The organism is Micromonospora tarensis (genome assembly GCF_016803395.1).
Taxonomy (GTDB): Bacteria; Actinomycetota; Actinomycetes; order Mycobacteriales; family Micromonosporaceae; genus Micromonospora; species Micromonospora tarensis.
In genome coordinates this window covers 1-13,066 of the sequence record NZ_JAEVHL010000184.1, presented here as the reverse complement: position 1 = coordinate 13,066, position 13,066 = coordinate 1, and the positions used below count along the sequence as shown (strand labels likewise).

General features: G+C 71.1%; 13 protein-coding genes and 2 pseudogenes. 10 read left to right on the top strand and 5 right to left on the bottom strand.

The annotated features are described in order from the left end of the window. From JM949_RS26365 to rny, 5 genes are all read left to right on the top strand, one after another. A partial coding sequence (locus JM949_RS26365) for an MFS transporter (RefSeq protein ID WP_203150957.1) occupies nt 1-634 on the top strand: 634 nt, incomplete at its 5' end. A 4-nt stretch (nt 635-638) separates the two neighbouring features. After that, nucleotides 639-839, top strand: a complete 201-nt coding sequence (locus JM949_RS26360; RefSeq protein WP_074318010.1) for a DUF3046 domain-containing protein — start codon at nt 639-641, stop codon at nt 837-839. 184 nt (nt 840-1,023) lie between these two features. Further along, nucleotides 1,024-2,070 carry a recombinase RecA gene (gene recA / locus JM949_RS26355; RefSeq protein WP_203150956.1) on the top strand — a complete coding sequence of 349 codons (1,047 nt, stop codon included), beginning with the start codon at nt 1,024-1,026 and terminating at the stop codon, nt 2,068-2,070. 14 nt (nt 2,071-2,084) lie between these two features. Beyond that, nucleotides 2,085-2,774, top strand: a complete 690-nt coding sequence (locus JM949_RS26350; protein ID WP_203150955.1) for a regulatory protein RecX — start codon at nt 2,085-2,087, stop codon at nt 2,772-2,774. Nucleotides 2,775-3,340: 566 nt separating this feature from the next. Next, complete coding sequence (gene rny, locus JM949_RS26345; RefSeq protein ID WP_203150954.1) at nt 3,341-5,107, top strand: ribonuclease Y; 1,767 nt, start codon at nt 3,341-3,343, stop codon at nt 5,105-5,107. A 102-nt stretch (nt 5,108-5,209) separates the two neighbouring features. Here the strand turns inward: rny and JM949_RS26340 are convergent, their stop codons facing one another. From JM949_RS26340 to JM949_RS26325, 4 genes and pseudogenes are all read right to left on the bottom strand, one after another. After that, a complete protein-coding gene (locus tag JM949_RS26340) occupies nt 5,210-6,082 on the bottom strand; it encodes an amino acid ABC transporter permease (RefSeq protein WP_203150953.1) in 873 nt (290 codons plus the stop codon). Between the two features lie 85 nt (nt 6,083-6,167). Beyond that, complete coding sequence (locus JM949_RS26335; RefSeq protein WP_203150952.1) at nt 6,168-6,824, bottom strand: amino acid ABC transporter permease; 657 nt, start codon at nt 6,822-6,824, stop codon at nt 6,168-6,170. A 79-nt stretch (nt 6,825-6,903) separates the two neighbouring features. Then, nucleotides 6,904-7,839 carry a glutamate ABC transporter substrate-binding protein gene (locus JM949_RS26330; protein WP_203150951.1) on the bottom strand — a complete coding sequence of 312 codons (936 nt, stop codon included), beginning with the start codon at nt 7,837-7,839 and terminating at the stop codon, nt 6,904-6,906. 57 nt (nt 7,840-7,896) lie between these two features. After that, a pseudogene (locus JM949_RS26325) lies at nt 7,897-8,651 on the bottom strand (amino acid ABC transporter ATP-binding protein). 195 nt (nt 8,652-8,846) lie between these two features. Here JM949_RS26325 and selD point away from each other — a divergent pair. Together selD and JM949_RS26315 are read left to right on the top strand one after the other, a co-directional pair. After that, nucleotides 8,847-9,835 (top strand): annotated as a pseudogene (gene selD / locus JM949_RS26320) (selenide, water dikinase SelD). A gap of 305 nt (nt 9,836-10,140) precedes the next feature. Continuing rightward, the gene (locus JM949_RS26315; protein ID WP_203150950.1) at nt 10,141-10,620 is read left to right on the top strand and encodes a hypothetical protein; all 480 of its coding nucleotides are present in this window, start codon (nt 10,141-10,143) and stop codon (nt 10,618-10,620) included. A gap of 11 nt (nt 10,621-10,631) precedes the next feature. On the opposite strand, the gene JM949_RS26310 is transcribed toward JM949_RS26315, so the two are convergent. Beyond that, a complete protein-coding gene (locus JM949_RS26310) occupies nt 10,632-10,868 on the bottom strand; it encodes a DUF2277 family protein (protein WP_203150949.1) in 237 nt (78 codons plus the stop codon). A 159-nt stretch (nt 10,869-11,027) separates the two neighbouring features. Between JM949_RS26310 and JM949_RS26305 the strand changes: the two genes are divergently transcribed. The 3 genes from JM949_RS26305 to JM949_RS26295 form a co-directional block, all read left to right on the top strand. Further along, the gene (locus JM949_RS26305; protein WP_203150948.1) at nt 11,028-11,216 is read left to right on the top strand and encodes a hypothetical protein; all 189 of its coding nucleotides are present in this window, start codon (nt 11,028-11,030) and stop codon (nt 11,214-11,216) included. A gap of 30 nt (nt 11,217-11,246) precedes the next feature. Continuing rightward, nucleotides 11,247-12,836, top strand: coding sequence for an FxsB family cyclophane-forming radical SAM/SPASM peptide maturase (locus JM949_RS26300; RefSeq protein WP_203150947.1), 1,590 nt, complete (start codon nt 11,247-11,249; stop codon nt 12,834-12,836). After that, nucleotides 12,833-13,066 (top strand): hypothetical protein (locus tag JM949_RS26295; protein ID WP_203150946.1); only part of this gene is annotated, 234 nt, incomplete at its 3' end. The genes JM949_RS26300 and JM949_RS26295, both read left to right, overlap by 4 nt.

The following is a 13,066-nucleotide window of genomic DNA, read 5'->3' as shown; positions in this document are numbered from 1 at the left end:
TCGGGGTCGCGCGGCGCCGCGCGGCGCCGGGATGCGGGCGGCCTGGTCGGTGGTACGCGGACAGCCCGCCGCCCGACTCGGCATCGCCGCCGTGGCGGTGGGTCACCTGGTGATGGTGGCGGTGATGGCGATGACTCCGGTGCGGCTCGGTGAGTCGCACGCCGACGCCGACGTGTTGCGGCTGGTCGGCATCGTGTTGAGCCTGCACATCGCCGGCATGTACGCGTTCTCTCCGGTGGTCGGTTGGCTCACCGACCGGCTCGGCCGACGCGCGGTGATCCTCGGCGGGGTCGGGCTGCTGCTGACCGCCTGCGCGGTCGCCGGCACCGCCGGGCACCACACGCCCCGGCTCTCGGTGGGTCTGGTCCTGCTCGGGCTGGGCTGGTCGGGGACGATGGTGGCCGGCTCGACGCTGCTGTCCGAGTCGGTGCCGGCGGACGTGCGGCCGAGCGTCCAGGGGCTGTCCGACCTGATCATGGGCCTGGCCGGGGCCGGTGCCGCCGTGGTCAGCGGGTTTGTCATGCAGTTCGCCGGTTATCCCGTGCTCACCCTGCTCGCGGCGGTCGCGACGGCGCCCCTGGTGGCGCTAGCGTTGCGCCCGGTGCCGACCGGGGCACCGGGAGAGGAGGGTTGATCACGTGCGGCTGACCGACTTCTGGGCGCGGCTGGAGGAGGCGTTCGGGCCGGGCTACGCGGCCAGCATCGCCCGCGACCAGGTGCTGTCCCAGCTCGATGGGCGGACCATCGAACAGGCGCTGGCGTCGGGGGAGCAGACGCACGTGGTGTGGCGGGCGGTCTGCGCCGCGTACCCCGACCGAGTGCCCGCCCGACTACGCTGAGCAGCCTTTTCGCCGCTTCCGCGTGTCGCTTGTCGAGTCGTACACCTGTTCGGCTATTGTCCACAGCGGGGTGCTCGTCCACAGCTCGCGGCCCGTCGGCTGGTTTTCTGTCGGACCCAGCGCCTAGCGTGTCCGCGTGACGCGAAGCTCAGCAAAGACGCCGGCGAAGGCAGGGGTGGCAACCATGGCAGCAGGGCCTGACCGGGAGAAGGCACTCGACCTTGCTCTCGCTCAGATCGACAAGCAGTTCGGCAAGGGCTCGGTGATGCGGCTGGGGGAGCGGCCGGTCATCCAGACCGCCGTGATCCCGACCGGCTCCATCGCGCTCGACGTGGCGCTCGGCGTGGGCGGTCTGCCGCGCGGCCGGGTGGTCGAGGTCTACGGTCCCGAGTCCAGCGGTAAGACCACCGTGGCGCTGCACGCGGTGGCCAACGCCCAGCGGGCCGGTGGCATCGCGGCCTTCATCGACGCCGAGCACGCGCTCGACCCGGAGTACGCGAAGGCCCTCGGTGTCGACACCGACGCGATGCTGGTCTCCCAGCCGGACACCGGCGAGCAGGCGCTGGAGATCGCGGACATGCTGATCCGCTCCGGCGCGCTGGACATCATCGTGATCGACTCGGTGGCGGCCCTGGTGCCACGCGCCGAGATCGAGGGCGAGATGGGCGACAGCCACGTGGGTCTCCAGGCCCGGCTGATGAGCCAGGCGCTGCGGAAGATCACCGGTGTGCTCAGCAACACCGGCACCACGGCGATCTTCATCAACCAGCTGCGGGAAAAGATCGGCGTGATGTTCGGCAGTCCGGAGACCACCACCGGTGGTCGGGCGCTGAAGTTCTACGCCTCGGTCCGGCTCGACGTGCGCCGCATCGAGAGCCTCAAGGACGGCACCGACGTGGTCGGTAACCGCACCCGGGTCAAGGTCGTGAAGAACAAGGTCGCCGCGCCGTTCAAGCAGGCCGAGTTCGACATCATGTACGGCAAGGGCATCTCGCGGGAGGGCTCGCTGATCGACGTCGGCGTGGAGCAGGCGATCATCCGCAAGTCCGGCGCGTGGTACACGTACGACGGTGACCAGCTCGGCCAGGGCAAGGAGAAGGCCCGGGAGTTCCTGAAGGAGAACCCGGACGTGGCCGCCGAGATCGAGAAGAAGATCCTGGAGAAGCTCGGCGTCGGGATCGGCGCGAGTGACGCCGCCGGTGGCCCGGAGCTGCCGCCGGTCGACTTCTGACCGGTCGCTGACCGATGGCAGGACGACGCGCCCGTACGGGGCGAGGCTGGGATGCCAGTCCGCCTCGTACGGGCGACGCCGCTGATCCGCCGCGTCCCCGCCGGGGGCGCCGGGCCGAGTCGCCGGCGGATGAGCCGGCGTCCACGCCGCGCGACGAGTCGGAGCTGGCCCGCGAGATCTGCCTGCGCCAGCTCGCCGTCCGGCCGCGCACCCGCGCCGAGCTCGCCGGGGCGTTGGCCAAGCGGGGCATCTCCGAGCAGGTGTCGGCCGAGGTGCTCGACCGGTACGACGAGGTCGGCATCATCGACGACGCCGCGTTCGCCCGCGCCTGGGTGTCCAGCCGGCACGCCGGCCGTGGCCTCGCCCGCCGGGCGCTCGCCAACGAGCTGCGCCGCAAGGGCGTGGACGGCGAGGTGGCCACCGAGGCGCTCGGCGAGCTGGACGAGGAGACCGAGGCCGACACCGCCCGTGCCCTGGTGGAGCGCAAGCTGCGCACCGCCCGGGGTGAACCGGACGCGGTCTTCCGCCGGCTGGTGGGCATGCTGGCCCGCAAGGGCTACCCGCCCGGTGTGGCGATCCGGGCGGTGAAGGACGCGCTCGCCGCGCAGAGCGCCGAGGCGGCCGAGTTCGCCGAGCAGATAGACGCCGACGCGCTCGCCGACGCCGAGGGTGAGTTGGACCGCGACAGCCGCTCGTCCGAGTGACTTCGAGATCTTGAGAGCGGGCCGGGGCGCGGGGTCGCAGGTGTCACATAGGCGGCTCGCCGATCGGCTCTCTCCGTAGCTGAACAGGTACGACATCCGGATCGAGGGCGATCACCTCGCCGTGTTTGTCCGTCAGTGTCCGCAACGCTATCAGCAATCAGTGACGACTCAACTTCTCTCCGTTTGGGGGGTTTGATCATGAGTCCTTGACCAGAGCACCCCCGGCGACCTAGCCTCGCCATACAGGCTCACATTGCCCGACCAACGCAGGCTAAGTGCACAACATAGATCTCGTAACAGAACAGCATCACTTTGGCCGACTCCACGGCCTTTGGTGGCAGTTCCGGACAGGCCGGTCCGGAGCGCTGCGACAACTGCACCCGGCCGCCGACGCTGCCCCTGGGCACCGCCGGCGGAGAAAGCTACCCACGGCCAGCCGCTCCGGTCGGGCATCCACAGCCGCAGGAGTGTGCCCCCGGCACGGTCGCTGCGGTCTCGACGTTAGGGGAGGCGGCCATGACGGGGCGGCGGCACAGGTTCACCGGTAGACCCGACAGGGTCCCGGCATGAACGCCTTCGATGTCGTGCTCCTCGCGGCCGTCCTCGTCCTCGCGGTGGTGGTGATCGGGGCCGTGCTGGTCGGCGTCCGGACGCTGCGCCGGATGGGCGCCGCGCCGGCCCCGGAGGATCCCGCCTTCATCGCCGAGAAGGACCGCCAGGAGCAGTCGCTGGCCGCCCTGCGGACCGCGGCCGACGAGGCGAACAGCACGATCGACGTGGCGAAGTCCGCGGCGGCCGCGGCGCGTACCGAGGCGGCGGCGGCGAAGGCCGAGGCGAAGGCGGCCCGTGCCGAGGCCCGCCGGGTCCTCGACGACGCCCGCGCGGAGGCGGACACCGTGCTGGAGCGCGCCCACAAGCAGGCCGAGGCGGACGCCGAACAGCTGCGCACGGCAGCCCGGCGCAGCGGCGAGCGGGAGGTCGCGGTGCTCGCCGCCACCACCCGGGAGCAGGCCGCCGAGGTGGAGCGCCGCGCCGCGCGGATGGACGAGCGGGAGCGGATGCACACCGAGGAGGTGGAGCGGTTCGCCGAGCGGGAACGGCAGCTCACCGCCGCCAGCGCCGCCCTCGCCGCCCGGGAGTCGGCACTCGCCCAGCGGGAGACCGAGCTGGCCGAGTCGGAGGAGCTGCGCCGTCGGGAGCTGGAACGAATCGCCGGGCTGACCGCGGAGTCCGCCCGCCTGGAACTGGTCGAGGCGATCGAGACGCAGGCCAAGCGGGAGGCGGCGCTGCTGGTGCGGGACATCGAGGCCGACGCGCGCAACACCGCCGAGCAGCGGGCCCGACACATCGTGGTCGACGCGATCCAACGGGTCGCCAGCGAGCAGACCGCGGAGAGCGTGGTCAGCGTCCTGCACCTGCCCGGGGACGAGATGAAGGGGCGGATCATCGGTCGGGAGGGGCGCAACATCCGCGCCTTCGAGTCGGTGACCGGGGTCAACCTGATCATCGACGACACCCCGGAGGCGGTGCTGCTCTCCTGCTTCGACCCGGTCCGCCGCGAGGTGGGTCGGCTCACGCTGGAAAAGCTGGTGCTGGACGGGCGCATCCACCCGCACCGCATCGAGGAGGTCTACGACCTGGCCCGGCAGGAGGTCGAGCAGCTCTGTCTGCGCGCCGCCGAGGACGCCCTGGTCGAGGTCGGCATCACCGAGATCCACCCGGAGCTGGTGACCCTGCTCGGTCGGCTGCGCTACCGCACCTCGTACGGCCAGAACGTGCTCAAGCACCTGGTGGAGACCGCGCACATCGCCGGCATCATGGCCGCCGAGCTGCGGCTGGACGTGCCGATCATCAAACGGTCGGCGTTCCTGCACGACATCGGCAAGGCGCTCACCCACGAGGTGGAGGGCAGCCACGCCATCATCGGGGCCGATCTGGCCCGCAAGTACGGCGAGCACGAGGACGTGGTGCACGCCATCGAGGCGCACCACAACGAGGTGCCGCCGCAGACCATCGAGGCCGTGCTCACCCAGGCCTCCGACGCCTGTTCCGGTGGTCGACCGGGCGCGCGCCGGGAGAGCCTGGAGGCGTACGTCAAGCGGCTGGAGCGGATCGAGGAGATCGCCGCCGGCAAGCTCGGCGTGGACAAGGTCTTCGCCATGCAGGCCGGCCGGGAGATCCGGGTGATGGTCAAACCCGACGACGTGGACGACATCGGGGCGGCGGTGCTGGCCCGCGACGTGGCCAAGCAGATCGAGGAGGAGCTGACCTACCCGGGTCAGATCCGGGTCACCGTGGTCCGCGAGTCCCGGGTCACCGAGATCGCCCGCTGAGCGGCTCAACCACCACCCGAGGTCAGCGAAATCGGGGTGTCCCCAAGGAGGGGACACCCCGATTTCAACGAACTGGAGTTGATCGCGCGCCGGGCGGACCGGTCACACCATCCGGGCGGCGTCCTCGCCGGTGGCCTGGGCGGGCAGCACCTTCGCCGCCGTCCGCCGGCTCCGGCCCATCCGCTTCTGCAACCACCAGGCCAGCACCGACAGCGCACCGCAGATGGCGATGTACATCGCCCCCACGACCAGGTACGCCGGCACGTACGGCAGCCCGAACGGCAGCCGGCCGCCGATCTGCTTACCCACGAAGAGCAGCTCGGGGTACGTGATGATGAAGCCCAGCGCGGTGTCCTTGAGCAGCACGACGAGCTGGCTGACGATCGCCGGGAGCATCGACCGGACCGCCTGCGGCAGCAGGATCAGCCGCAGCACCTGGTTCTTGCGCATGCCGATCGCGTACGCGCCCTCGGTCTGCCCGTACGGCACCGCGTTGATGCCGGCCCGGAAGATCTCCGCGAGCACCGAGCCGTTGTACAGCATCAACCCGATGACCAGCGCCCACAGCTTGTCGATCGACCAGCCGTACTGCAACGGCACGTAGTAGCCGAAGAAGATCAGGATGAGCAGCGGGATCGCCCGGAACAGCTCGACCACGAAGGTGCCCGGGGTGCGCAGGATCCACTTGTCGCTCAGCCGGGCGCTGGCGAACACCGCGCCGAAGAGCAGCGCCAGGACCGCGGCGATGCCGGCCGCCTTCAGCGTCGCCCACAGGCCGCCGAGCAGCTCGCGTTGCACCGAGGCGTACTGGAACTGCTCCCACTTGCGGGCCTCGAACTGGCCGGTGTCGGCGAACTTGTAGCCGATGTAGGCGAGCAGGGCGATGATGCCGGCGGTGGAGACCACGCCCAGGATCGCGTTGCGCCGTTTGGCGCGCGGCCCGGGCAGGTCGTAGAGGATCGACGCCTGGCTCAACTCAACCACCTTCCGTTCGCGACTGCGGGGCTCGCAAGCTCACTCCTCGCGCTCACCGCGCACCTTCCGTTCGCGACTGCGGGGCTCACCGCGCCACCCGCCACTTGCGTTCGAGGAACCGCTGCAGGGCCACCAGCGGCAGGATCAGGATCAGGAAGCCGATGGTGATCCAGAGCAGGACGGCGAACTGCGGCTCGCCCCGCTCGGCCATGTACGCGGGGATCGCGCCGGCCTCCAGCACCGAGAAACCGGCGGCGATCGTGGTGTTCTTCAGCATCGCGATGAACACGCTCATCATCGGTGGGACCATCGCCCGCAGCGCCTGCGGCAGCACGATGAGCGTCAGCACCTGACCGAAGGTCATGCCGAGCGCGCGGGCCGCCTCGGCCTGCCCCGCGGCGACGGTGTTCACGCCGGAGCGGATCACCTCGCAGACGAACGCCGAGGTGTAGACGGTCAGCGCGATGGTGGCGCTGGCGAAGTAGTCGATGTTGACGTCCAGCTTCGGCACCGCGAACACGAGGAACGCGAAGACCAGCGTCAGCGGGGTGTTGCGCACCAGGTTGACGTAGGTGGCGCCGAACGCCCGCAGCGCCGGTACGGGGGAGACCCGCATCGCGCCGAGCAGCGTGCCGAGGACGAGGCTGCCGACCGCGGCGATCAGGAAAAGTTGGACGGTGTTGGTAAATCCCTCGACGAACAGCTGCCCGTTGTCCGTCAGTACCCGGAAGAACTCGCCCATGCCTCGCTCTCAGTCCTCGGACGGACGCCGGACGGGGACCAGCCCCGCCCGGCGCCACAACTCGTGTCGAGCCGCTCGCTCAGTACCGCTCGAGGGTGGGCGGGGTGCCCGCCGAGCCGGAGAGGCCGAGCGTGCCGTCGTAGATCTTCTGCCAGGTGCCGTTGCTGAACGACGCCTCGATCTGGTTGTTGACGTAGTCGCGCAGCGCCTTGTCGTCCTTCGGCAGGCCGATGCCGTACTTCTCGGTGCTGAACGGCTGGCCGACCACCTTCAGCTCGCTCGGGCTCTGCGCCGCGTAGCCCTTGAGGATGGCGTCGTCGGTGGTGACGGCGTCGACCTTCTTGTCCAGCAGCTGCGAGACGCACTCCGAGTAGGTCTTGAACTCGACGATGTTGTTCGGCTCGGTCAGACCCTCGTCGCGGACCTTCTGGATCGGGGTCGAGCCGGTGGCCGAGCAGACCTTCTTGCCCTTGAGGCTGTCCTTGCCGGTGATCGACGTCTCGTCCTTGCGGACCAGCAGGTCCTGGCCGGCCACGAAGTAGGGGCCGGCGAACGAGATGTCGTTCTTGCGCTTGTCGGTGATCGAGTAGGTGCCGACGTAGTAGTCGACCTCACCACCCTTGATCGCGGTCTCCCGGTTGGCGGACGCGATCTCCTTGTACTCGATCTTCGCCGGGTCGATGCCCAGCGTGCTCGCCACGTACTGGGCGATCTCGATGTCGAAGCCGCACCGCTTGCCCTGGGCGTCCTTGTAGCCGAGGTTCGGCTGGTCGAACTTGACCCCGATGGAGACCTTGCCGGCCGCCTTGATCTTGTCGAAGGTCGGGCTGCCAGCCACGGCCGCATCCGTCTTGGGGGTGAAGGTCGCGCCGGAGCTCTTGCAGGTGTCGGACTGGGCGGCACCGGAGGCGGTTCCGCCCGCGCTCGGGGTCGGCTCACCCTCCTTGCCGCAGGCCGCGGCCGACAGGGCGAGGGAGGCCATCATGGCGACCGCCGCCACGCGCTTCATACGCATACTCTTCTCCTTCTTCAACGGAGCCCGCCGGTGGTCGGCGCGCTCCACTACGGACGCCTAGTGCGTGAGGATCTTGGAGAGGAAGTCCTTCGCCCGCTCGCTGCGCGGGTTCTCGAAGAACTCCGTCGGGGAGGCGTCCTCGACCAGCCTGCCGTCGGCCATGAAGATGACCCGGTTCGCGGCGTGCCGCGCGAAGCCCATCTCGTGGGTGACCACGACCATCGTCATGCCCTCGCTGGCCAGTGAGGTCATCACGTCCAGCACCTCGCCGACCATCTCCGGGTCCAGCGCGCTGGTCGGCTCGTCGAAGAGCATCGCCTTGGGCTGCATGGCCAGCGCGCGGGCGATCGCCGCCCGCTGCTGCTGGCGCCGGAGAGCTGGGCCGGGAACTTGTCCGCCTGGTTGGCGATGCCGACCCGGTCGAGCAGCGCCAGGCCGCGCTCGCGGGCGGCGGCCGGCTTCTCCTTGCGGACCTTGACCGGGCCGAGGGTGACGTTCTCCAGGATGGTCTTGTGGGCGAAGAGGTTGAAGGACTGGAAGACCATGCCCACCTCGCTGCGCAGCTTCGCGAGGGGCTTGCCCTCGGCCGGCAGCGGCCGGCCGTCGAAGGTGATGGTGCCGGAGTTGATCGGCTCCAGTCGGTTGATGGCGCGGCACAACGTCGACTTGCCGGAGCCGGACGGGCCGATCACCACGACCACCTCGCCCCGGCCCACCGACAGTGAGACGTCGTCCAGCACGTGCAGCGGTCCGAACCACTTGTTGACCGCGTCCAGCACGATGAGCGGTTCGCCCGTCGTCACGTCGTCCACCGTCCCCTGTCGTATCCCGGATCGGGGTCGGTTGACCCCCGGTGCGGCCACTGTAGGCGGCCTGATGTGGCAGAACGCAACCCAGCGGGTCACGGAGCGGTAACACCGGTCGCGATCGTCGTCGGGGGTCCGATTTCGGTCACCGGGTGGGTGGTGACGGTGGCGATCGTGGTGCGTTGTCGAGATCATGAGGGAATGACCGATGCGGTAAGGCTGACGAAGTACGCCCGCGGCGGCGGCTGCGCCTGCAAGATCCCTCCGGGCGAGTTGGAGATCATGGTGGCCGGCCTCGGCCCGGCGACCGGCACCGCGGAGCTGCTGGTCGGGTTGGATCACGGCGACGACGCGGCGGTGGTGCGCCTGGACGAGCGGACCGGTGTGGTCAGCACCGCCGACTTCTTCACGCCGGTGGTCGACGACGCGTACGACTGGGGGCGAATCGCGGCGGCCAACGCGCTCTCCGACGTGTACGCGATGGGCGGCACCCCACTGGTGGCGCTCAACCTGCTCTGTTGGCCACGTGACGTGCTTCCGCTCGAGTTGGCCCGGGAGGTGCTGCGCGGCGGCCAGGACGTGGCCCGGCAGGCGGGCTGTCACCTGGCCGGCGGGCACAGCGTGGACGACGACGGCCCGAAGTACGGACTCGCGGTCACCGGCACGGTCCGGCCGGAGGAGTTGATCACCCTCGACGCGGGTCGGGCCGGGGTGCCGTTGTCGCTGACGAAGCCGCTCGGGGTGGGCGTGCTGAACACCCGGCACAAGGCCACCGGCGAGAGCTTCCCGGAGGCGGTGGCGACGATGAGCGCGCTCAACCGGGACGCCGCGCGTGCGGCGGTCGCCGCCGGCATCCGGTGTGGCACCGACGTGACCGGGTTCGGGCTGCTCGGGCACGCCTCGAAGTTGGCCCGGGCCAGCCAGCTCACGGTGGCCATCGACATCGCCCGGGTGCCCTGCTGGCCGGCGCGCGCGAGGCGGTGCGCGACGGGTTCGTCAGCGGCGGCAGCCGGCGCAACCTGGACTGGGTGACCCCGTGGACCGACTTCGGCGCGGCCGGCGAGGCCGAGCGGCTGTTGCTGGCCGACGCGCAGACCTCGGGCGGGTTGCTGGTCGCCGGCGAGGTGCCCGGCGCGCCCGTGGTGGGCGAGCTGCTGCCCCGTGGTGAGCACCGGGTCGTCCTGCGCTGACCGGCCCGAACGCCGGTGGCGAACCAACCGGCCGGCGGCGCCGCCCAGGCCACGGTGGGCGTGATCGATCACGAACACGACGGTGTCCGGTCACCGCCCGGACACGCGGCGGGGGTGGTGTGGACGGGGCACGATACCCGATAAACTGTCACCTTCCCGCTACTCCGAGCAATGCTGCTCAGGGAAATTTTGCCCGGAATGGTCACAGACCGGTAACTTGCCCCCGGCTGGGGTCAAATGCCCCCCACCATCGTGAGTAAGGCCCGATCCGGAGGCCGGTGGGACGAACGCAGCGAGGAGGCGGAATGACCGAGCTGTGGAACTGGAGAATCGACGGGGTGCGACCCGTGGAGGTCTACCCGGCGCTGGCCGAGGCGCTTGGTCGGGTGGTGATGCCGTTGGCGGCGGCCGACCCGGCGCGGCTGCCGGCGTACGCGGTGGTCTGTGACGTCTGGGAGGCGCCGGGCGAGTTCGCGACGGTCGTGGACTGCTACGGGGTGCCCGAGCGGCTCTCCGAGCACGCCAGCATCGCCGCGCTCGCTCGACTGCTCGGCCGCAACTGCCTGTTGCGCGACGACACGCTCGACGCGGGTCGGCACCTGCTCGTCGCCCCGGACGGCACGGTCCGTCCGGTGCACTTCGAGGTGCGGGACACCGACGACGGCGAGGTGCTCAGCAAGCTGCGGCTCTGCTCGCTGGGCGACCCGGGTTGCCGGGGCTGGTCGCAGTGCCACCGCTCGCGGTGGGCGCCCGACACCGTCGCCCCGGCGCTCGCCGCGGCCTGACCCGCCCGGGGTCAGGCCCGGGTGGTCGAGGTGCCCGATCCGGCACCTCGTACCACCAGGTGGTCGAGCAGGGTGCGGGTCGCCTCGGCCACGGCGGCCACCGCGGCGTCGAACGCGGCGGCGTTGTGCGCGGCGGGCGCCCGGAAGCCAGAGATCTTCCGGACGTACTGCAACGCCGCCGCCTCGACGTCAGCGTCGGTCACCTGCGGGGTGAACGGCTCCCGCAGGGTCTTGATGCTCCGGCACATGTGCGCTCCTTCCGGTCAACCCGTTGCCACCCTTGGTGCCGGCGGTCGTACCGACGGTGACACTGGGTCGATATTTGTCTATCCTGGTCACGGACCAGAGCCTTTCGAGCCATCGTCGCCACTCGCGCTCCCAGCGCCCCGGGCCCCCGGAGACTCATTGTGGACCACGCCCCCACCCGCTCGCCCCGTCCCGTCCTCGACGACCTCACGCGTAGCCTGCACACCCCGCTGGAACGGATCGTCGTCGAGCACGCCGATCTGATCGAGGCGGTGCGTCGACGCGTCGTCACCAACGACTCCGTGCCCTCCGGCAGCGTGGCCGTGGCCGCCTTCAACTCGTCCATCTGAGTGATGACCTGCCGGTGCGATCCGCCCGCCGTGGGCGGGTCGTGCCGGCGGATCAGCCAGTTCGTGCTGAAGGTGCACAGCCGGTGCGACCTGAGCTGCGATCACTGCTACGTCTACCAGCACGCCGACCAGACCTGGCGTGATCGGCCGGTGCGGATGCCGCCGGCCACGGTGCGGGCCGCCGCCCGGCGCATCGCCGAGCACGCCCGCGAACACGGGCTGCCGGTCGTGCACGTGGTGCTGCACGGCGGCGAGCCACTGCTGCTGGGTGCCGCCGGGCTGCGCGAGGTGCTGGCCGAGCTGCGCACGACGATCACGCCCTGGGCCCGACTCGACCTGCGCATGCAGACCAACGGCGTGCTGCTCGACGAGGAGCTGTGTCGGCTCTTCGTCGAGTACGACGTGCGGGTCGGGGTGTCGTTCGACGGCGACCGCGCCGCCAACGACCGCCACCGGGTCTTCGCCCACGGTGGCAGCAGCCACGACCAGGTCCGGCGGGCCCTGGCCCTGCTCCGGCGGCCGGAGCACCGAGCCAGCTACGCCGGCATCCTCTGCACGATCGACGTGCGCAACGATCCCGACCGGGTGTACGAGGCACTGGTGGCCGAGAGCCCGCCCCGGGTCGACCTGCTGCTGCCGCACGCCACCTGGGATGACCCCCCGCACCGACCAGGCCCCGAGCCCACCCCGTACGCCGACTGGCTGGGGCGGCTGCACCGACGGTGGGTGGACGACGGATGCCCGGTGTCGATCCGGCTGTTCGAGGCGCTCCGGCCGGGCGGCGGCGGCACCGAGGCGTTCGGTCTCGCGCCGGCCGACGTGCTGGTGATCGAGGCGGACGGCAGTTGGGAGCAGGTCGACTCGTTGAAGACCGCCTACCACGGCGCGGCCGACACCGGGTTCGACGTGTTCGACCATTCGGTGGACGAGGCCGCCCGGCACCCCGGGGTCGCCGTCCGGCAGGACGGCCTGGCGGGCTTGTGCGCGACCTGCCGGGCCTGCCCGGTGGTCGACCGGTGCGGTGGCGGCCTGTACGCCCACCGCTGGCGCACCGGCTCCGGCTTCGACAACCCCTCGGTGTACTGCCCGGACCTGCTCCGGCTGATCCACACCGTGGACGCCCATCCGCCGCCCACCCCGGCCGCCCAACCCACCCCGCACGGCTCCAGCGCCGCCCCGGGGAGCGGGTGGTCCGCCCCGTCGCCCGTCGAGGCGTTGCTGGACGACCTGGCCACCGGGCACGGCTCGGCGTCGACGCTGGCGCTGCTCGCCACCACCCAGCTCTCCATCACCCGGGCGCTGCTGGCGGCGTGCCGGGGCAGGTCCGGCCCCACCGCCGCCTGGGAACTGCTCGTCCACCTCGAGCAGGCGGTGCCGGAGGCGGTTCAGGCGATCCTGGAGCACCCGTTCGTCCGGCCCCGGCTGGTGCGTCACCTCGACTCGTCGACCCGGCCACCCGGTGCCGACGCGGCGGTCGACCCGCTACCGGCCCTCGCCATCGCCGCGGCCGTCCGGGCCGGCGTCCCGGCCGCGTTGCGGGTTCCGGTGCGAGCCGGTGCGATCACGTTGCCCACCCTGGGCAGCCTGGCGCTGCCGACCTGGGGCCGAGCGTCGAGGTGACCGTCCGACCCGGCGAGGTCCGGGTGCGGGGCGGGTCGGCCGAGCGGACCGTCCGCCTCGAACCGACGGTGTCGCCGTCGGCCGGTTGGCTACCGACCCGCGACGTGTCGGTGCGTGGTGGCCGGCTGCTCCTGGAGGACGGCGATCCGTGCCGGGACTGCTTCGACCAACCGGTGGCGTCCCGGCTGGCGGCCCCGGCGGCGCTGGCGTTGGGCCGTACCCTGACCGAG

Excerpts from the sequence above, each read along its gene's own strand:
- recA (WP_203150956.1), top strand. The coding sequence starts at position 1,024 with ATGGCAGCAGGGCCTGACCGGGAGAAGGCACTCGACCTTGCTCTCGCT.
- JM949_RS26350 (WP_203150955.1), top strand. The coding sequence starts at position 2,085 with ATGGCAGGACGACGCGCCCGTACGGGGCGAGGCTGGGATGCCAGTCCG.
- rny (WP_203150954.1), top strand. The coding sequence starts at position 3,341 with ATGAACGCCTTCGATGTCGTGCTCCTCGCGGCCGTCCTCGTCCTCGCG.
- JM949_RS26335 (WP_203150952.1), bottom strand. The coding sequence starts at position 6,824 with ATGGGCGAGTTCTTCCGGGTACTGACGGACAACGGGCAGCTGTTCGTC.
- JM949_RS26330 (WP_203150951.1), bottom strand. The coding sequence starts at position 7,839 with ATGCGTATGAAGCGCGTGGCGGCGGTCGCCATGATGGCCTCCCTCGCC.
- JM949_RS26315 (WP_203150950.1), top strand. The coding sequence starts at position 10,141 with ATGACCGAGCTGTGGAACTGGAGAATCGACGGGGTGCGACCCGTGGAG.
- JM949_RS26310 (WP_203150949.1), bottom strand. The coding sequence starts at position 10,868 with ATGTGCCGGAGCATCAAGACCCTGCGGGAGCCGTTCACCCCGCAGGTG.